The 18774-nt window shown below is 71.2% G+C and carries 15 protein-coding genes; 9 read left to right on the top strand and 6 right to left on the bottom strand.

Features of this window, described 5'->3' with window-relative positions; translation table 11 throughout:
- Positions 1 to 184: 184 nt before the first annotated feature.
- Positions 185 to 1006, bottom strand: a complete 822-nt coding sequence (locus ACWGJ2_RS15670; protein WP_453346629.1) for an oxidoreductase — start codon at positions 1004 to 1006, stop codon at positions 185 to 187.
- A 90-nt stretch (positions 1007 to 1096) separates the two neighbouring features.
- Between ACWGJ2_RS15670 and ACWGJ2_RS15665 the strand changes: the two genes are divergently transcribed.
- Positions 1097 to 2080 carry an ATP-binding protein gene (locus tag ACWGJ2_RS15665; protein ID WP_453346628.1) on the top strand — a complete coding sequence of 328 codons (984 nt, stop codon included), beginning with the start codon at positions 1097 to 1099 and terminating at the stop codon, positions 2078 to 2080.
- A 103-nt stretch (positions 2081 to 2183) separates the two neighbouring features.
- Here ACWGJ2_RS15665 and ACWGJ2_RS15660 read toward each other — a convergent pair whose 3' ends face one another.
- A complete protein-coding gene (locus ACWGJ2_RS15660) occupies positions 2184 to 3416 on the bottom strand; it encodes a hypothetical protein (RefSeq protein ID WP_453346627.1) in 1233 nt (410 codons plus the stop codon).
- Positions 3417 to 3670: 254 nt separating this feature from the next.
- On the opposite strand from ACWGJ2_RS15660, the gene ACWGJ2_RS15655 reads away from it, so the two are divergent.
- The gene (locus ACWGJ2_RS15655) at positions 3671 to 6478 is read left to right on the top strand and encodes a SulP family inorganic anion transporter (RefSeq protein ID WP_453346626.1); all 2808 of its coding nucleotides are present in this window, start codon (positions 3671 to 3673) and stop codon (positions 6476 to 6478) included.
- 56 nt (positions 6479 to 6534) lie between these two features.
- Here the strand turns inward: ACWGJ2_RS15655 and ACWGJ2_RS15650 are convergent, their stop codons facing one another.
- Positions 6535 to 7989, bottom strand: coding sequence for an IS701 family transposase (locus ACWGJ2_RS15650; protein ID WP_453346625.1), 1455 nt, complete (start codon positions 7987 to 7989; stop codon positions 6535 to 6537).
- 483 nt (positions 7990 to 8472) lie between these two features.
- Here ACWGJ2_RS15650 and ACWGJ2_RS15645 point away from each other — a divergent pair, with 483 nt between their 5' ends.
- From ACWGJ2_RS15645 to ACWGJ2_RS15620, 6 genes are all read left to right on the top strand, one after another.
- Positions 8473 to 9123 (top strand): ScbR family autoregulator-binding transcription factor, encoded by a 651-nt coding sequence (locus tag ACWGJ2_RS15645; RefSeq protein WP_453346624.1) that lies wholly within the window; start codon positions 8473 to 8475, stop codon positions 9121 to 9123.
- 458 nt (positions 9124 to 9581) lie between these two features.
- On the top strand, positions 9582 to 10436 hold the full coding sequence (locus ACWGJ2_RS15640; protein WP_453346623.1) for a ScbR family autoregulator-binding transcription factor: 855 nt from the start codon (positions 9582 to 9584) through the stop codon (positions 10434 to 10436).
- A gap of 167 nt (positions 10437 to 10603) precedes the next feature.
- The gene (gene acs, locus ACWGJ2_RS15635) at positions 10604 to 12577 is read left to right on the top strand and encodes an acetate--CoA ligase (protein ID WP_453346622.1); all 1974 of its coding nucleotides are present in this window, start codon (positions 10604 to 10606) and stop codon (positions 12575 to 12577) included.
- A 286-nt stretch (positions 12578 to 12863) separates the two neighbouring features.
- Positions 12864 to 13358: a phage holin family protein gene (locus ACWGJ2_RS15630; RefSeq protein ID WP_453346621.1), complete on the top strand. Its 495-nt coding sequence runs from the start codon at positions 12864 to 12866 to the stop codon at positions 13356 to 13358.
- The gene (locus ACWGJ2_RS15625; RefSeq protein ID WP_453346620.1) at positions 13355 to 14290 is read left to right on the top strand and encodes an alpha/beta fold hydrolase; all 936 of its coding nucleotides are present in this window, start codon (positions 13355 to 13357) and stop codon (positions 14288 to 14290) included. The genes ACWGJ2_RS15630 and ACWGJ2_RS15625 overlap by 4 nt, the downstream gene beginning before the upstream one ends.
- Before the next feature lie 128 nt (positions 14291 to 14418).
- Positions 14419 to 14595 (top strand): hypothetical protein, encoded by a 177-nt coding sequence (locus ACWGJ2_RS15620; RefSeq protein ID WP_453346619.1) that lies wholly within the window; start codon positions 14419 to 14421, stop codon positions 14593 to 14595.
- A 70-nt stretch (positions 14596 to 14665) separates the two neighbouring features.
- On the opposite strand, the gene ACWGJ2_RS15615 is transcribed toward ACWGJ2_RS15620, so the two are convergent.
- The 3 genes from ACWGJ2_RS15615 to nth all read right to left on the bottom strand — a co-directional run bounded on the left by ACWGJ2_RS15615 (position 14666) and on the right by nth (position 17779).
- Positions 14666 to 15865 carry a MarP family serine protease gene (locus tag ACWGJ2_RS15615; RefSeq protein ID WP_453346647.1) on the bottom strand — a complete coding sequence of 400 codons (1200 nt, stop codon included), beginning with the start codon at positions 15863 to 15865 and terminating at the stop codon, positions 14666 to 14668.
- Between the two features lie 13 nt (positions 15866 to 15878).
- A complete protein-coding gene (locus ACWGJ2_RS15610; RefSeq protein WP_453346646.1) occupies positions 15879 to 16568 on the bottom strand; it encodes an NUDIX hydrolase in 690 nt (229 codons plus the stop codon).
- A 131-nt stretch (positions 16569 to 16699) separates the two neighbouring features.
- The gene (nth, locus tag ACWGJ2_RS15605; protein WP_453346618.1) at positions 16700 to 17779 is read right to left on the bottom strand and encodes an endonuclease III; all 1080 of its coding nucleotides are present in this window, start codon (positions 17777 to 17779) and stop codon (positions 16700 to 16702) included.
- A gap of 292 nt (positions 17780 to 18071) precedes the next feature.
- Between nth and ACWGJ2_RS15600 the strand changes: the two genes are divergently transcribed.
- A complete protein-coding gene (locus ACWGJ2_RS15600) occupies positions 18072 to 18746 on the top strand; it encodes a Crp/Fnr family transcriptional regulator (protein WP_016473040.1) in 675 nt (224 codons plus the stop codon).
- Positions 18747 to 18774 lie beyond the last annotated feature (28 nt).

The raw sequence follows: 18774 nt of genomic DNA, 5'->3' as shown, positions 1-18774 counted from the left end.
TCCCCTCGGGAACCGGGCAACGTTCCGGCCCGATGACGGACACTATGAAGAGCACGCACTGGTAACCCGGTGAACATGCCAGCGGCGGCACCGCCTTCGAAGCAGTGCCGCCGCATTTTCTGTCCTCGGGCCCCTTCCGCCAGGCCCGCGGGCCCTCAGACCTCCAGACGCCCGGCCCAGGCCCCTACGCCGCGCCGCGCTGAAGCGCCTCGCAGACCGCCGTGCTCTCGCGCACGCCCAGCTCGACGGACCGGCCGCAGTACGCGATCCAGTCCGCCATGCCCTCGGGCGTCCCGGCCGCGTAGGCGTTCAGCGCGTGCACGTACCCCTCGCGCCCCTGTTCGGCGTGGCCGACCTCGGCCGGGCAGATCGACTTCGGGTCGAGTCCGCTGCCCACCAGCACCACACGCTCGGCCGCGCGCGCGACCAGCCCGTTGTACGAGCCGAAGGGCCGCAGCACCCGCAGTTCCCCGTGCACCACGGCCGCCAGCACCAGCGCAGGCGCCGACGAGCCGCCGGCCACGAGCTGGGCCAGCCCCTCCAGCCGCGCCGAGACCTCGTCGGCCGAGGGCGGTGCGGCCTCCAGGAGGGCGTCGTCCACAGGCTCGCCCGCGAGCCTGGGCCTGCCCACGCGCTCCTCCTCCGTGACGCCCCCGGCCGCCACCAGGTGCAGCCGCGCGAGCACCCGGAGCGGGGACTGCCGCCACACGTCGAGGAGCTGGCCTGACTCCGCCGTCACCCGCAGCGCGGCGCCGACGGTACGGGGCTCGCCCTCGACGCCGAAGTCGGTGCGCCGCCGCACCTCTTCCAGTTCCCAGTCGGCGCCGTCCAGCGCGGCCGAGGCCCGCGCCCCGCGCAGTGCCGCCTCGGCGGTCACCTCACTGCTGCGACGGCGCATGACGCGGTGCCCGTAGACCCTGTCCACGGCCTTCCGTACGGAGTCCACGGCGTCGTTCACGCCGGGGAGCGCGCCCAGCGGCGCCAGGGGATCAGCGGTGCTACTCATGCGTACGACATTACGTGGCCACCCACGATCGGGTGGACTTCGCGGTCCGAGCGCCAGCCTGGAGCGCTCGCGATGACTACGCTCTTGTTCATGAAAATCGCTTTCGTTGGCAAGGGTGGCAGCGGCAAGACGACGCTGTCCTCGCTCTTCATCCGTCATCTGGCCGCACGGCACCTCCCGGTCGTCGCCGTGGACGCCGACATCAACCAGCACCTCGGCGCGGCCCTCGGGCTCGACGACGCGGAGTCGGCGGCGCTTCCGGCGATGGGGGCCCAGTTGCCACTGATCAAGGAGTATCTGCGCGGCTCCAACCCGCGGATCGCCTCCGCCGAGTCCATGATCAAGACGACGCCTCCCGGCGAGGGCTCACGGCTGCTGCGGATCACCGAGGACAACCCGGTCTACGACGCCTGCGCGCGCCCCGTCGCCCTCGAAGGAGGCGGCATCAGGCTGCTGGCGACCGGCCCCTTCACCGATTCCGACCTCGGCGTCGCCTGCTACCACTCGAAGACGGGCGCGGTGGAGCTGTGCCTGAACCACCTCGTGGACGGGCGGGAGGAGTACGTCGTCGTCGACATGACCGCCGGCAGCGACTCCTTCGCGTCCGGCATGTTCACCCGTTTCGACATGACCTTCCTCGTCGCGGAGCCCACCCGTAAGGGCGTGTCGGTCTACCGGCAGTACAAGGAGTACGCGCGGGACTTCGGCGTCGCGCTGAAGGTCGTGGGCAACAAGGTGCAGAGCCAGGACGACGCCGACTTCCTGCGCGAGGAGGTCGGCGAGGACCTGCTGCTCACCGTCGGCCACTCGGACTGGGTCCGCGCCATGGAGAAGGGCCGCCCCCGCCCGTTCGCCGAGCTGGAGGAGGGGAACCGGAGCGCGCTGGAGGCCCTGTCGGAGGCCGCGGACGGCGCCTACGAGGCCCGCGACTGGGAGCGCTACACGCGGCAGATGGTGCACTTCCACCTGCGCAACGCGGAGAGCTGGGGCAACGAGCGGACGGGCACCGACCTGGCGGCGCAGGTCGACCCGTCCTTCGTCCTGCGCGAGGAGCCCGAGCCGCAGCCCGCCTGACGGGCCGCGCCTCCCTTGCCTGTCCCCGACGGCTTCCGGGCGCCGCTTCACAGCGGCGCCCGGCCCCCGGGAACCCTGAGAATCCCGGGGCCCTGGCGGACCGTCAGCGCGACATCAGATGCGAACGGCTGCCCGCGAGGAAGGAGGCCCAGCCCTTCTCTGGGCGCTCGCCGACCTCCAGGGTGCGGAGCTTGCTGAGGACCTCGGGATCCTGCGCGTCGAGCCAGTCGGTGAGCTGCCGGAAGGAGACACAGCGGACGTCCGCCTTCCGGCACACGGTCTTCATGACGTCCTCGACGGCGTCCATGTAGATGCCGCCGTTCCAGTCCTCGAAGTGGTTGCCGATGATCATCGGGGCGCGGTTGCCCTCGTAGGCGCGCTCGAACCCGGCGAGCAGGCCGCCGCGCATCTGCCGCTTGTAGTACGGGCGTTTCTCGACGGGCCCGTCGACGGTCACGGACTGGTTCGCGAGGAAGTTGTAGTCCATCGCGAGCGTCTCGTACCCGTGGCCGGGCATCGGGACCTGCTGGAGCGGCAGGTCCCACAGGCCGCCGCGCTTGCCAGGCCAGACCTGGGTGCCGTTGCCGCTGGAGTCGTAGCGGAAGCCCATCTGCCGGGCCGCCTTGACGAGATTGTCCCGGCCCTCCAGACAGGGGGTGCGGCCCCCGACCAGCTCACGTTCGTAGTCGAAGGGGAGCGCGTCGAGGGCCTCCCAGCCCGTGGTCGACTTCCAGTTCCCCACGAACCACTTCGCCTGGTTGATCTCGCTCTTCCACTGGTCGACCGACCAGTCACCGACCCCGCCGGGGCCGCAGAAGTGCCCGTTGAAGTGGGTGCCGATCTCACTGCCGTCGAGCCACGCCTCGCGCACCTGCCGGAGGGTGGCCCTGACGTTCCTGTCCTTGAGGTAGCCGATGTCGGAGGCGCCCCTGCGGTGGCCCGGCGGGTCGTAGTGCCGCGCCTTGCCCTCGGGCAGCAGATAGATCCCGCTCAGGAAGTAGGTCTGGGTGGCGCCGTACTTGTTGCCGATCTCGCGGAAGCGCGAGAAGAGCTTCTTGCCGTCCTCGCCCGCACCGTCCCAGGAGAAGACCACGAACTGCGGCGGCCTCTCGCCCGGACGCAGCTTTCTGGGTCTCGGCTGGTGCGGCTGGCGCCCCGTGACGGACATCGAGCCGTCGCCGATGGTCCGGGTCTGCTGCTCCGGTTTCTCCTCCGGTGCCGAACCGCCGTCACCCCCGTGCCCGCCGCCCGAACAACCGCTGATCGTCGCGGTCAGCGCCAGTCCGGCGGCCACTCCGGCGGCCACTGCCGCGACCCGGCTTCGCGTGGCTGTCATCGGCCCACCTCTCCCTTGCCGTGCCCGCCGATTCCACGACCAGCGGCAAACGCGGTCACATAAAACGTGACATAGCGCCCAAGATGAATAAATACGACAAGGGCATCCGGATGACTGTTCACTCCTTGGGTGGAACGGCCTCCCGTATGGGCCGACAGGGGTTCCCTCCGGCCTTTACATGGCATTACGGTTCGTTTACCAACGCTTGAGAGTAGTCAGACGGTTACACACCGTGCCGCCGCGAAGGAGACACGATGTCCGCCTGTACCCCTGTGCGCGCTACTGCCGCCCACAGTCGGCGCACCCCCGATCCCTGTGCTTCCCGGAACGGCCCTGCCGCCGGGTCCCACACCAACGACCTCCCGCACGCCTACGACCACGGCCACGTTCATGGCCCCGATCACGCCCACGAACACGATCACGACCACGGTTCGCCGTACTCGTGGGCCTCCCGCGACTCCGCCAGTGCGGCTGCGGCCGCCCGTACGCAGGCGCGTGCGGCGCGTTCGCGATGGCCGGGACGGCGCACGCCCGACGCGCCGCCGGAGACCTCCCCCGGCGCGGAACACGAAGCCGGAAAGAGAGACAGAAACAGAAACAGCGACGGAAGCGGAGCCGGAAACGGAGGCCATACGGGACGGTCCGGGCTCGCTCGCGATCTGTCGGCCTCCATCACCGTCTTCCTCATCGCCATCCCCCTCTCCCTCGGCCTGGCCATCGCCGTCGGGGCCCCGCTCCAGTCGGGGCTGGTGGGCGCGGCGGTGGGCGGGATCGTCGCCGGGCTGCTGGGCGGGACACCGCTCCAGATCAGCGGCCCCTCCGCGGGGCTGACGGTGGTCACGGCCGAGCTGATCCAGATCTACGGCTGGCGCACCACCTGCGCCATCACCGTGCTCGCCGGGATCGTCCAACTGTTTCTGGGGATGCTGAAGGTGGCGCGCGGCGCGCTCGCCGTCAGCCCCGCCGTCGTGCACGGCACGCTCGCGGGCATCGGGATCACGATCGCCGTCGCCCAGCTCCACGTGGTGCTCGGCGGCCAGCCAGAGGGCAACACGATCACCAACCTGTTCGCGCTTCCCGCCCAGCTCTCGGGGCTGTCGCCCGCCGCACCGGCCATCGGGCTGCTGACCATCGCGGTGCTGCTCCTGTGGCCACGGCTTCCCGGGCGCGCGGGCAACAGAGCCAAGCGCGTCCCGGCGGCGCTGGTAGCCGTGGTCCTCGCCACGGCGGTGGCGGCGGTGGCCGCTCCCGGACTGCCCAAGGTGCACCTGCCGTCATGGCGCAGTCACGTGCTGCCCGAGAGCCCGCAAGGCCCGCTGCTGGGCCTGGTGGCGGCCGTGCTGACGGTGACGTTGGTGGCGAGCCTGGAGTCGCTGCTCTCGTCGGTCGCCGTCGACAAACTGGAGGCGGAGCGCCCGGGTCCGACGGGGCCGCGTTCCGATCTCGACAAGGAGCTGCGCGGCCAGGGCATCGCGAACGTGGCCTCCGGCGCGCTCGGCGGCCTGCCGCTCTCGGGCGGCGCCGTGCGGAGCTCGGCGAACGTACGGGCCGGAGCGGTCTCCAGAAGATCCACGGTGCTGCACGGGGTGTGGGTGGCGCTGGCCGCGCTGCTGCTCGTGGGGGCGCTGGAGCTGATCCCGCTGGCGTCGCTGGCCGCCCTCGTGATGGTGGTCGGCATCCAGATGGTCAGCTTCGCGCACATCAGGAACGTGCACAGGAACCGCGAGTTCCTGGTCTACGCCGTCACGATCACCGGCGTCGTCCTCGCGGGCGTCCTCCAGGGCGTCGTGATCGGCATCGCGGTCGCCGTGGCCACGGCGCTGCACCGGCTGACGCGCACGCGCATCACCCACGAGCAGGTCCCGGGAGGGGAGCACCGGGTGCGGGTGCGGGGGCAGTTGACGTTTCTCGCGGTGCCCCGGCTGAGCCGGGCACTGGCACAGGTACCGGAAGGGGAAAAAGCGGTGGTGGAACTGGACGGTTCGTTCATGGATCACGCGGCCTACGAATCCCTCCAGGACTGGCGGGGCTCGCACACGGCCAAGGGCGGGGAAGTGGAGATCACGGGGCGCACGGGTCACCGGATCGCGGAGCCGGCGTCCGCGCACAGCTGCACCCCCTGGACGCCCTGGCGCAATCACCACTGCACCAGACCGAGATCCGGTCAGCAGCAGGCCGTGACGCCGAGGCGCGGGCAACTGCTGGGCGGGGTGCGCAACTTCCAGCGCATCACGGCACCGCTCGTACGGGAGGAGCTGGCGCGGCTCGCGAAGGAGGGGCAGCAGCCCTCGCAGCTCTTCCTGACCTGCGCCGACTCCCGGCTGGTCACCAGCATGATCACCTCCAGCGGGCCTGGTGATCTCTTCACCGTGCGCAATGTCGGCAACCTTGTGCCGCCGCCCGGCGAGGAGTCGGGGGACGAGTCGGTGGCGGCGGCCATCGAATACGCGGTGGACGTGCTGAAGGTTGAGTCCATCACCGTGTGCGGGCACTCCGGATGCGGGGCGATGCAGGCCCTGCACACCACGGGTGTCCCGGGCTCCGGTCCGGGTCCGGGGCCCGGCTCCGGCTCCGGCTCCGGCTCCGGCTCCGGCTCCGGCTCCGGCTCCGGCTCCGGCTCCGGCCTCAACGAGGCATACGACGGCGCCGGTTCACCGCTCAGCCGCTGGCTGCGCCACGGCCACCCCAGCCTGAAGCGCCTGGGAACACCCGGCGACGGGGGCGGCGAGGGCGGAGCCGACGGCTCCGGCTGCGGCCCGCGCATCGAGGACCGCGACATCGCGGACGAGATCGAGGCGCTGTGCCTGCACAACGTGGTGCAGCAGTTGGAGCACTTGAGCGCGCACGCGTGCGTGGCCCGTCGGCTGCGGGAGGGTTCGCTGGAGCTGCACGGGATGTACTTCGACGTCGCACGAGCACAGGCGTACGTCCTGGACGGCACCGGTACCGACGCGCCCGGGGGCGTCGTCTTCGCTCCCGTCCGCCCGGAGCACCCGGAACCCTTGGAGCAGCCGGAACGCCCCGAGCACCCCGGCCCCCTGGAGGTGAGGGAGCCGCGATGACGGGCCGGGCCCGGTCGGCCCAGTCAGCCCGGTCAGCCCGAGCCCGAGCAGCCCCGTCAGCCCGTACGGCCCTGGGCCGCGCCGGGCAGTGACAGCATGCCGGGTAAGGAGCGGGGTCCAGGGGTCCCGCTCCTTACCCGCGCCCCACGCGCCGTCGCCAGCACCGCTGCCCCGTGTGCGACCGAGGTCAACGTGGTGTGGCGGTGCCAACCAGGGAAGGTGCGCCCTTCGAAGTCGCGGACGCCCACGGCGTCGGCCACTTCGGTGAGGTCGCGGTCGACGCGACGGGTGAGTTTCGTCAGGCGCAGCAGCACACCCGCCGGTACGCCCACAAGATCGGTCAGCCAGAACCGCACGGGCCAGCGGTACGGGTGCTCCCACTCGCCCAGCAGGCAGAGTCCGGGCCGCGCCATCGCCCCGGCGGTCCGCCCGGGAACGACGCCCGGCACGGCAGCGGCCCCGCCCCCGGCCCCGGCCCCCGCGACGCGCCCGCGTCTCGGTCCAGGGACCCGCCCGCCGGCGGCCCCCGCACCACCGCCGTAGCGCACACCGGAAACCCCGCCGGAACCCGCCCCCGCTGCCGCCCCCGGCCCCGGCCCCGCTCCCGCGAGGACGCCCGTCCGCGTGTACGGCGCGAGGTTCCGCACCGTCACCGGCACCTTGGCCGCCAGGCTCGTCCGCAGCGGAGCCCCTTCGGGATCCAGCCATTCCACGGGCCGCCGCAGCCCGCGCACCGCGCACATCACCTCGTGCGCGGGAACGAGCCCGCGCCCCCGCCCCGGAACCGGCGCGTCGGTCGGTACGACCCCGGCCGTGCCGCTGATCCGGGCGATGAAGGGCAGTCCGGCCGCTGCGAGCACCGCGGCGCCCGTGCCGTCGTCGCCCCCGTCACCCGCGTCGAGCACCACCGGGCGGCGGGCGAGGCCCCAGCCTCCCTCGGCCATCTCGACGGCGGCCCGCGCGATGCCCAGGGACGGGCTCTCGGCGGCGGCCCAGTCGGGCAGATCGGCCTCGCGGCGGCTCGTGGGGTCGTCCGTCCAGGAGGCCGGGAGGTCGAGCCGCCAGTGCGCCGGCCAGCTCACCGCGTCGTTCGCGAGCCAGACGCCGTACGCGCGCTGGCAGTTGATGACCTGGCCCAGTTCGGGAACGAGCCTGCGGCCCACGCCCACGGAGCGCGATCCGGCCTTGGGGATCACCAACGGCCGCACCACCCAGGCGGAGGGGCGGACCACCGTCTCCATGCGCCGCGCGAGCGTCGCCCGCACCACGTCCCACGGCCAGGTGGAGCAGCTCACGAAGTGCTGGAGGCTCTGCTCGGCCGCGCGCTCGCCCGTGAGTGCGGCGATCTTGCGGATGGACTTGCGCCCTTCGGCCTCCAGCAGGCCGCGCACGTACTGACGTGCCTTGCGGCGCTGGTCACTTCTGGGGAGGGAGGCGAAGACGTCTGAGGCCAGTTCGTCGGCGACGGCTGACGGCACCGTGTGCTGGAGACGGGACTCGGGCTTACTCACGCACTCCCCCTTGCCTGCGGCCGGATATGAGCGAAGCGGTCGGGGGACTCCCTCGGGTCCGGACTCGGACGTCTTCTTCTGTTTCGGACGTCCCCGTCTGCGAAGGGAGTTCGGATGCGGTCGCGCCCCGGCGAGCGTGGCCTCCTCGCGACTCTAACAAACCGGGATGCCTGTTTTACAGGTATGGGACGCGACGTTGACCATCAGTGGAACGCCGATTTGGTCACCACGCGTCCTTGCGCGACTACACCCCACACAGCCAACGCACAGGCATTTCACAGAGAAAGACGCCTCTGAACTGCAAAGATCAACCGCTTTGCCTCCCCTTGCGGTTTCCGAGCGTTCCGGGCAACATCCGGACAGTGACCGACCGTTGACAAACCGTACATGCCGTTTTTATTCTTGACAGGACGTTGATCATTCCCTGCCCGTGTCCCCACCGGCTCGCCGACCACGTGCCGGATCGGCTGAAGGAATCCACACATGAGGCAAGAAAGGGCCGAACGCACAAGGACCGCCCTGACGTTGGCGGCTGCGACGATGTTCGACCGCGTGGGCTACGAACGGGCCACGCTCTCCGAGGTCAGCAGCATGGCAGCAGTCAGCAAGGGCGCCCTGTCGTTCCACTTCGCGAGCAAGGCCGAGCTGGCCGACACCGTCCAGCTCCTGGCGTGCTCGACGGCACGCGCCCGCATGGAGCAACTGCGCGCCAGGGACGTCCCCGCGCTCCAGACGCTCATCGACATGACGCACGCGACCGCGCAGCAGCTCGCGCACGACGAGACGACCCGCGCGGGAGTGCGGCTGACCCGCGAGCGCTGCACTCCTTCCGACCCGTCGGTGCACTCCTTCGCCAACTGGCAGGAGTGCTTCATGGAGGTCGCCATGGAGGCCGAGAAGGACCAGAGCCTGCGGCGGGACCTCGCGCCCCACTCGGTGGCGGCGCTGGCGATGTCGCTCGTCTCCGGTTCGCAGCCGCACCAGCTCGAACCGGGCGTCGAAGTGCACACATGGCTGAGCGAGCTGTGGGAGCTGTCACTGCCCGCGCTGATGGCCGAGCAGAGTCCCTGGCCGCTGCGTGCCGCCGGTTCCGAGGCCGACTGGTCCGACGCCCTCGCGCTCGCACCCGCCTGAACCACGAGGGCCGTTCGCGGCCCGGCCGCCCGTCGCCCCCGCGCCCTCCCCCGCCGCGGGGGCGACGGCGTCTTCCCCGGCCCCGGCCCGAGCGCGGACCCGGACCCGGACCCGGACCCGGACCCGCGCCCACACTCACGCATCCCCTTCGCCCCCGCATGAACAGGACACTCTGCGTGCGCAAGACGAAACCGGATTGACGGATTGTTTACCTCCGGAGGCGATGCGTGGCGGTTCCACGCGGTTTCCCGCAGTCCCCCGCGGTTTCCGGTCACGGCCGTGCCATCAGGGTGTGGAACCTATGGCGAGCGTGTCATGGCGCCCCGCACCCGTAAGGCCGGTGCGACGAAGCTGCCAGAATATGAACCGCACGGTCTTTTACGAGCGAACCATGGATACTGTCCGTGCGGTTCTGAGCACCCCCGCTGGTGTCAGATGCGGCGAGAGACGGAGAGGGCATGCCACAGCAACAGCGAGCAGCGCGGACCAAGGCCACGATCGTGCGCGCCGCCGCCGAGGTGTTCGGCAACATCGGGTACGAAGCCGCCACGATCTCCGACATCCTGCGGACGGCGGGCGTGACGAAGGGGGCGCTGTACTTCCACTTCGCCTCCAAGAAGGAACTGGCACAGGCCGTACTGGACGTACAGGTCAGCTCCGTCCCGGCGCCTCCCGAACAGCCGCTGAAGCTCCAGCGGATGCTGGACCAGGGCATGCTGGTGGGGCATCTGCTGAAGCACGACCCGCTCGTACGCGGCAGCGTCCGGCTCACCGTCGAACGCGGCGGCCGGGGCGCCCCGGACCGTCGCCTCCCGTATCTGCGCTGGTCCCAAGAGGTGTGGGGACAACTGGAGATGGCCCGTGAGAGCGGCGAACTGCTGCCGCACGTCTCCACGAAGCAGACCGCTGAAATGATCGTCGGCGCGTTCGCCGGCATCCAGGGGATGTCCCAGACGTTCTCCGACTACGAGGACGTGTGCGAGCGGGCCTCCAGCCTCTACCACTGCATCATGCCGTCCGTGGCCGTGCCCGCGGTGCTCGGACGCCTGGACATGGCGCCCGACAGGGGCGCCCGTGTCATGGCGTCGATCGAGGTGGCGCGGGACCGCAGCGCGACGGCGGCGGCGATAGCGGCGGCGACGGACGACACGACGGCCGGGAACGGCACCGGCAACGGCACCGCCCCTGGCACCGGAACCGCGTCCACCCCTGGCGCCGACCCCGCCTCCGGCCCCGGTTCCGGCGCCGCCCCCGGGTCCCGCACCCCGAACGGCCTCGACGACGCGGCCGAGTTGGCGCGCACCCTCGCCTGACGGGCCCCCTCCCCCGCACCGGGCAGGCGCGAGGCCGCCGGACCCGTACCCCATGACATGGCTGACAGGTCTAAACCAATTTCTCCGAGGGCCCTTGTCATGGGGGTGTACCGGCTGATGAGCTATGGCCTGGGACACATGCGGACACCCTGGGAAAGGGAGAAGTCGTGAGCAACGAAAGCTCGGCCAACCTGGCCAATCTGCTCAAGGAGGAGCGGAGGTTCGCGCCACCCGCCGAACTGGCGGCGAACGCCAATGTCACCGCGGGGGCATACGAGCAGGCGAAGGCCGACCGGCTGGGCTTCTGGGCCGAGCAGGCGCGGCGCCTGAGCTGGGGCACCGAGCCGACCGAGACACTCGACTGGTCGAACCCGCCCTTCGCCAAGTGGTTCGCCGACGGCAAGCTGAACGTCGCGTACAACTGCGTCGACCGCCACGTCGAGGCGGGCAACGGGGACAGGGTGGCCCTCCACTTCGAGGGTGAGCCCGGCGATTCCCGCTCCCTCACCTACGCCGATCTCCAGCGCGAGGTCTCCAAGGCCGCCAACGCGCTCACGGAGCTGGGCGTCAAGGCCGGTGACCGCGTCGCCGTCTATCTGCCGATGATCCCGGAGACGGTGGTCACGATGCTGGCGTGCGCCCGTATCGGCGCCCCGCACTCGGTGGTCTTCGGCGGCTTCTCGGCCGACGCGCTGGCCACCCGCATCGAGGACGCCGACGCCCGCGTGGTCGTCACGGCCGACGGCGGCTACCGCAAGGGCGGCGCCTCCGCGCTCAAGCCCGCCGTCGATGAGGCGCTGACCCGCCCCGGCACCGAGAACGTCCGCAACGTGCTGGTGGTCAAGCGGACAGGCCAGGAGGACATCGAGTGGACCGAGGGCCGCGACGTCTGGTGGCACGACGTCGTCGAGCGGCAGAGCGAGCAGCACACGCCGGAGAACTTCGACGCCGAGCACCCGCTCTTCATCCTCTACACCTCCGGCACCACCGGTAAGCCGAAGGGCATCCTCCACACGACCGGCGGCTACCTGACGCAGGTCGCCTACACCCACAGCGCCGTCTTCGACCTCAAGCCGGAGTCCGACGTCTTCTGGTGCACGGCGGACGTCGGCTGGGTGACGGGGCACTCGTACATCGTCTACGGGCCGCTGGCCAACGGGGCGACCGAGGTGCTCTACGAGGGCACGCCCGACTCCCCGCACAAGGGCCGCTGGTGGGAGATCGTGCAGAAGTACGGCGTCACCATCCTCTACACCGCGCCCACCGCGATCCGCGCCGCCATGAAGTGGGGCGACGACATCCCGGCGAAGTTCGACCTGTCCTCGCTGCGCGTCCTCGGCTCCGTCGGCGAGCCGATCAACCCGGAGGCGTGGGTCTGGTACCGGCACCACATCGGCGGCGACCGCACGCCCGTCGTGGACACCTGGTGGCAGACGGAGACCGGCGGCATCATGATCAGCCCGCTGCCCGGCGTCACCGAGACCAAGCCGGGATCCGCGCAGATCCCGCTGCCCGGCATCGCCGCGACGGTCGTGGACGACGACGCGAACGAGGTGCCCGACGGCGGGGGCGGCTATCTGGTGCTCACCGAGCCGTGGCCGTCGATGCTGCGCACCATCTGGGGCGACGACAAGCGCTTCCTCGACACGTACTGGTCGCGCTTCGAGAACAAGTACTTCGCGGGCGACGGCGCCAAGAAGGACGACGACGGCGACATCTGGCTGCTGGGCCGGGTGGACGATGTGATGCTCGTCTCCGGGCACAACATCTCGACGACCGAGGTCGAGTCCTCCCTCGTCTCGCACCCCAAGGTCGCCGAGGCGGCCGTCGTCGGCGCGACGGACCCGCAGACGACGCAGGCCATCGTCGCCTTCGTCATCCTGCGCGGCACGGCGGCCGAGGACGAGGGGCTGAGCGAGGAGCTGCGCTCGCACGTGGCCAAGCAGCTCGGCCCGATCGCCAAGCCGAAGCGGATCCTGCCGGTGGCCGAGCTGCCCAAGACCCGCTCGGGCAAGATCATGCGGCGCCTGCTGCGCGACGTGGCGGAGAACCGCGCCCTGGGCGACGTCTCCACGCTGACCGACTCCTCGGTGATGAACCTGATCCAGGACAAGCTGCCGAGCGCGTCGAGCGAGGACTGAGCGAGGACTGGGCCCGGCGGTCCAGGCCGAGTGAGGGTTGAGGGGCGTCCGGCACGGCCGGGCGCCCCTCAGCCGTTCCCGTACGGGACCCCGTAGCGCCGTCGTTCCCGTACGGCCCGTCGAGGTGGCCGCGCGCCGACGCGTGACGGACGATGGTCCGGCATGCTGATGGGGCACGGGGGAATACGCCCACCCCCGGCGTGACACGTCACCCGGAGCGGTACAGAGTGACAGCAGAGCATCGAGCAGCACGGGTCAAGAGAGTCAAGAGAAGAGGGAGATACCGATGAGCGCAGCCGACGACGGCCGCAGCCTCGGCCAGTTGGTCGCCGCGGCAACCGCCGAGATGTCCGCGCTGGTGCACGACGAGATCGCGCTGGCCAAGGCCGAGATCCGGCAGGACGTGAAGCGGGGGGCGATCGGCGGCGGCGCCGCGATCGCGGCGGGCGTGCTGCTCCTCTTCTCGCTCCCTGTGCTGAGCTTCGCCGCCGCCTACGGCATCCACAACCTGGGGCTCGGCCTCGCCTGGTCCTTCCTGATCGTGGGCGGCGCCTTCATCGTGCTGGCCCTGATCCTGGTGCTGGCGGCGGTCGCCAAGTTCAAGAAGATCAAGCCCCCGGAGAAGTCCATCGCCTCCGCGAAGGAGACCGCCGCCGTCCTCTCGAACGTCAAGCCGCACCCGCGCGCCGCCCGCGCGGGCTCCGACGGCCAGGTGTTCGTGAAGCCGGACGGTTCGACGGTCCGCCCCAAGGACGAGCATGTGACACGCTCGTCCGTATGACGCTCCCCGACAGCCCCGCGACAGTCGTACGACCCGAAGGCCCCTGGACCCACCGGGACGTGGCGGCCAACGGGGCACGGTTCCACATCGCGGAGATGGGCGACGGGCCGCTGGTGCTGCTGCTGCACGGCTTCCCGCAGTACTGGTGGGCCTGGCGGCACCAGCTCCCGGCACTCGCCGAGGCGGGGTACCGCGCCGTCGCGATGGACCTGCGCGGCGTCGGCGGCAGCGACCGCACGCCCCGGGGCTACGATCCGGCCAACCTCGCCCTCGACGTCACCGGCGTCATCCGCTCCCTCGGCGAGCCGGACGCGGCGCTGGTCGGGCACGATCTGGGCGGCTACCTCGCGTGGACGGCCGCGGTCATGCGCCCCAAGCTGATCCGGCGGCTGGCCGTCGCGTCGATGCCCCACCCGAGGCGCTGGCGCGCCTCGATGCTGGGCGACCTGCGGCAGACCTCGGCGGGCTCCTACATCTGGGGGTTCCAGCGGCCGTGGGTGCCGGAGCGTCAACTCGTCGCGGACGACGGAGCGCTGGTCGGGCGGCTCGTACGGGAGTGGTCGGGCCCGAAGATGTCGGACCACCTGGACGACGCGGCCGTCGAGCGCTATCAGCGCGCCATGTGCATCCCCTCGACGGCGCACTGCTCGATCGAGCCGTACCGCTGGATGGTGCGCTCGATGGCGCGGCCCGACGGCATCCAGTTCAACCGGCGCATGAAGCGCCCCGTGCGTGTGCCGACGCTCCACCTGCACGGTTCACTCGATCCGGTACTGCGCACCCGGAGCGCGGCGGGGTCGGGGGAGTACGTCGAGGCGCCGTACCGTTGGCGGCTCTTCGACGGCCTGGGACACTGGCCGCACGAGGAGGATCCGGCGGCGTTCACGGCGGAGCTGGTGAGCTGGCTCAAGGACCCGGAGCCGGACCGCTAGTTCCCCCGGCGGGGTTCCCGCGACCCGGCGGGCGGCCGTACGGGGGGTCGTAAAAATGCCCCCAGCATAGGCCGATTGGATGCCCCCGAAGCGGTTACTGACCATGGGGCGCGGGCACAGTGCGCTGTATGGGCTGGACGCACGACTACCGTGACGTGGCACGTAACCGCAGCATTCTGAGGGAGAAGGTCCCTGCCCAGCGCATGGACCGCCACCATCCCCAGAACCCCGATCCGGGAATTCCCCACCTGCTCCGCCGCAGGGCGCGCTGGTTCGGCGCACGCCTGCGGCACTCGCGCGGCTGAATCCCGGCCGAGTCCCGGCTGACGGGCCCGCCGCTCGCGCGGCGGCCTCGCCGCCCGTCACGTCACCGCGTCACATCGCGCAGCCTTCCGTATCGACCTCGCGCTGTGCGGTGCGTCCCTTCGCGATGTCCTCGCGCACCTCGTCGGCCGTGAGCGCGTAGCCGGTGTCGGGGTTGTCGAGGGACTTGGCGAAGACGACGCCGTAGACCTCGCCTTCGGGCGTGAGCAGCGGTCCGCCGGAGTTGCCCTGGCGGATGGTGGTGTAGAGCGAGTAGACGTCGCGGCGGACGGTGCCCCGGTGGTAGATGTCCGGGCCGTTGGCGTCGACCCGGCCGCGCACGCGCGCGGAGCGGACGTCGAAGGCGCCGTTCTCGGGGAAGCCCGCGACGATGGCGTCGTCGCTGCTGGAGGCGTCGTCGTCGGTGAAGCGGAGCGCGGGGGCCTGGAGCCCCGGTACGTCGAGGACGGCGATGTCCCGCTCCCAGTCGTAGAGGACGACCCGCGCGTCGTAGAGCCTGCCCTCGCCGCCGATCTGCACCGTCGGCTCGTCCACACCGCCGACGACGTGCGCGTTCGTCATCACGCGCTGCTGCCCGAAGACGAAGCCCGTCCCCTCCAGGACCTTGCCGCAACTCGACGCCGTGCCCAGCACCTTGACGATGCTCTGCTTGGCCTGCGCGGCGACGGGGCTCTGGGCCAGCTTCGGGTCGGGCGCGGGCACGGAGGTGATGGGCTCGTTGGAGAAGGGCGAGAAGACCTGGGGCAGACCGTTCTGCGCGAGCACCGAGGAGAAGTTGGTGAACCAGGTGTTGGCCATCTCCGGCATCACCCGGGAGATGCCCTGGAGCACCCGCGAGTCGCGCACCTCCTTGCCGAGCGTGGGCAGCGACGTACCGGCGAGGGCCGCGCCGATCAGCCAGGCGACCAGCAGCATCGCGAGCACGTTGACGAGCGCGCCGCCCGCCGCGTCGAGGGCGCGCGCGGGGTTCCAGGTGATGTGCTGCCGCAGCTTGTTGCCCAGGTGCGTGGTGCCCGCCTGGCCGACGGAGGCCAGGACGATGACGATGACCACCGCCACCACGACACCGAACGTGCCAGGAGAGGCCCCGTCGGAGACGGCCTTCCAGACGACGGGAAGCACGAGGATGCCGACGAGTCCGCCCCCGAGAAACCCGACAACGGACAGCACACCGACGACGAAACCCTGGCGATAACCGACGGCCGCGAACCACACGGCGGCCAGCCACAGCACGATGTCCAGCACATTCACGAGAGCCACCGTCTCATGCGTGCCAGTCGAGCGGGACACGCTTCTCGCGGTCCCACGGGCGCTCCCATCCGGCATAGTGCAGAATCCGGTCGATCACCCCGGCCGTGAACCCCCAGACGAGCGCGTTTCCGACGGTGAAGGCGGGACCCCTGTGGCCCGAGGGGTGGACGGACGTGGCGCGGTTGGCGGGGTCGGTCAGCTCGGCGACCGGCACCGTGAACACGCGCGCGGTCTCGGCCGGATCCACGGGCGCGACGGGCGTGGGCTCGCGCCACCAGCCCAGCACGGGCGTGACGACGAAGCCGCTGACGGGGATGTAGAGCGCGGGGAGCGTCGCGAAGATCCGCACCCCGGCCGGATCGAGCCCGGTCTCCTCCTCCGCCTCGCGCAGCGCGGCACGCAGCGGGCCCTCGCCGAGCGGGTCGCCGTCCTCGGGGTCGAGCGCGCCGCCGGGGAAGGACGGCTGGCCCGCGTGGGAGCGCAGGCTGGAGGCCCGCTCCATGAGCAGCAGCTCGGGGCCGCGCTGGCCCTCGCCGAAGAGCACGAGGACGGCCGAGGGCCGCCCGCCGCCGTCCGCCGGCGGCAGGAACCTGCTCAGCTGCTCGGGCGCGACGGTGCGGGCCGCTCGGGCCACGGGGGCCAGCCAGCCGGGCAGGTCCCGGTCGCTGACCTCGACGTCGCCTAGGACGTCCGGGGCGCCCACGTCGGCCGGAGAGCGGCCGGGCCCGTGGCCGTCACCAGAACCGGCGCCGGGGCTGTGCGGGCCGTCCGACGGGCCGTACGTGCTGTGCGTGCCGTGCGTGCCGTCGTGCGCGGAACGGGGGCGGGCTCCGCTCACTCGGCGGCTCCGGCGCCCGCTGAGGCGGACACGGAGACGACGGTGGACGCGGAGGCGGCAGAGGCTGCTGAGGCGGCGGAGGCGGTCGTGGACGCGCCGAGGGGCGGTGCGGGCGGCCCTGGGAAGTCGGCCGGGGGCTTAAGACGCTGCCCCGGCTGCCCCGCCATCTCGTACTTGAGCAGCTTCTTCGCCTTCTCCGGGTCCGTCTCGCCCTCGCCGTACGACGGGCACAGATGCGCGATCGGGCAGGCGCCGCAGGCGGGCTTGCGGGAGTGGCAGATGCGGCGGCCGTGGAAGATCGTCCGGTGCGAGAACATCGTCCACTCGCTCTTCGGGAGGATGTCGGCGATCTCGGCCTCCACCTTCACCGGATCGGTCTGCTCCGTCAGCCGCCAGCGCCGCACGAGCCGCCCGAAGTGGGTGTCCACCGTCAGCCCGGGGACCCCGAACGCGTTGCCCAGCACGACGAAGGCGGTCTTACGGCCCACACCGGGCAGCTTGACCAGCTCTTCTATGGTCCCGGGCACCTCGCCGCCGAACTCGTCCCGCAGCCCGGCCGAGAGCCCGAGCAGGGACTTCGCCTTGGCGCGGAAGAAGCCCGTGGGCCTGAGCAGCTCCTCGAGGTGCTCGGGATCGGCCGCCGCCATGTCCTCGGGGGTGGGGTAGGCGGCGAAGAGCGCCGGCGTCGTCTGGTTGACCCGCAGATCCGTGGTCTGGGCCGAGAGGACGGTGGCGACGAGCAGCTCGAAGGGGTTCTCGAAGTCCAGCTCGGGGTGTGCGTAGTAGTACACCTCGGCCAGCTCGCGGTTGATGCGGCGCGCCCGGCGCACGATGGTGGCCCGCGACTCGGGCTTCGCGGCCTTCACTGGCTTGGCCGCCTTCGCGGCGGTCTTCTTCGCGGGGGCCGCCTTCTTGGCGGGAGCGGTCTTCTTCGCGCCGACGGCCTTCTTCGCGGAGGTGGTCTTCTTGGCCGGGGCGGCCTTCTTGGCGTTTCCGCTGGCCGGAGCCGTCTTCTTCACCGACGCGGACTTCTTGGCGGGCTTACGGGCCCCCTGATCGGCGGCACTCTTCGCCACGCTTGCCCCTTTTGCCTGTTTTACGGGCGCGTGTTCGCCCACAGCGGAATCTTCCTTCGCCGTCACCCGCCCGGCCCCCTTCTCCGTGCGCTCACCGGGGTATTGGACACTCGGCCAGACTAAAGGGGACCACCGACATTCGCCCCGCACGAAGGCAATTAACGGTCCAATCGGCCCCCTGCCGTAGGGGCTGTGCGTCACGTGCGTCAAACTTGTGATTGATCGCACTGTTTTACCGTCCGGCATCATGGGACCGACGCACTCCATGGGCAGGTCGACAAGGAGAGAACTCGTGGACGACGTTCTGCGGCGCGCGCCGCTCTTCGCGGCGCTCGATGAGGAGCAGGCCGCTGAGCTGCGCGCCTCCATGACCGAGACGACGCTCGCCCGCGGGGAGGCCCTGTTCCACGAGGGTGACCCGGGCGACCGTCTTTATGTGGTCACCGAGGGCAAGGTGAAGCTGCACCGCACCTCCCCCGATGGCCGCGAGAACATGCTGGCCGTACTCGGGCCGGGTGAGCTCATTGGCGAGCTCTCCCTCTTCGACCCGGGTCCACGGACGGCGACCGCCTCCGCGCTCACCGAGGTCAAGCTGCTCGGACTGGGCCACGGCGACCTTCAGCCCTGGCTGAACGCGCGCCCGGAGGTCGCCTCCGCGCTGCTGCGGGCCATCGCCCGCCGTCTGCGGCGCACCAACGACTCCATGTCCGACCTGGTCTTCTCCGACGTTCCGGGGCGAGTGGCGAAGCAGCTCCTCGACCTGTCGCGCCGCTTCGGGGTCCAGTCGGAGGAAGGCATCCACGTCGTCCACGACCTCACCCAGGAGGAGCTGGCCCAGTTGGTCGGCGCCTCCCGCGAGACGGTCAACAAGGCGCTCGCCGACTTCGCGGGCCGCGGCTGGCTCCGTCTGGAGGCCCGCGCCGTGATCCTGCTCGACATCGAGCGGCTGGCGAAGCGCTCGCGCTGACCTGATCCGGTCACATAGGACGTAGGTA

The sequence above is a fragment of the Streptomyces sp. NPDC054796 genome, assembly GCF_053611545.1.
Note: the sequence above shows the minus strand (reverse complement) of the source record. Positions and strands in the feature narration are given on the sequence as shown.

Bases quoted from the DNA above. Each gene is read 5' to 3' on its own strand.
- ACWGJ2_RS15670 (WP_453346629.1), bottom strand. From the start codon at position 1,006: ATGAGTAGCACCGCTGATCCCCTGGCGCCGCTGGGCGCGCTCCCCGGC.
- ACWGJ2_RS15665 (WP_453346628.1), top strand. From the start codon at position 1,097: ATGAAAATCGCTTTCGTTGGCAAGGGTGGCAGCGGCAAGACGACGCTG.
- ACWGJ2_RS15660 (WP_453346627.1), bottom strand. From the start codon at position 3,416: ATGACAGCCACGCGAAGCCGGGTCGCGGCAGTGGCCGCCGGAGTGGCC.
- ACWGJ2_RS15655 (WP_453346626.1), top strand. From the start codon at position 3,671: ATGTCCGCCTGTACCCCTGTGCGCGCTACTGCCGCCCACAGTCGGCGC.
- ACWGJ2_RS15645 (WP_453346624.1), top strand. From the start codon at position 8,473: ATGAGGCAAGAAAGGGCCGAACGCACAAGGACCGCCCTGACGTTGGCG.
- ACWGJ2_RS15640 (WP_453346623.1), top strand. From the start codon at position 9,582: ATGCCACAGCAACAGCGAGCAGCGCGGACCAAGGCCACGATCGTGCGC.
- ACWGJ2_RS15630 (WP_453346621.1), top strand. From the start codon at position 12,864: ATGAGCGCAGCCGACGACGGCCGCAGCCTCGGCCAGTTGGTCGCCGCG.
- ACWGJ2_RS15625 (WP_453346620.1), top strand. From the start codon at position 13,355: ATGACGCTCCCCGACAGCCCCGCGACAGTCGTACGACCCGAAGGCCCC.
- ACWGJ2_RS15620 (WP_453346619.1), top strand. From the start codon at position 14,419: ATGGGCTGGACGCACGACTACCGTGACGTGGCACGTAACCGCAGCATT.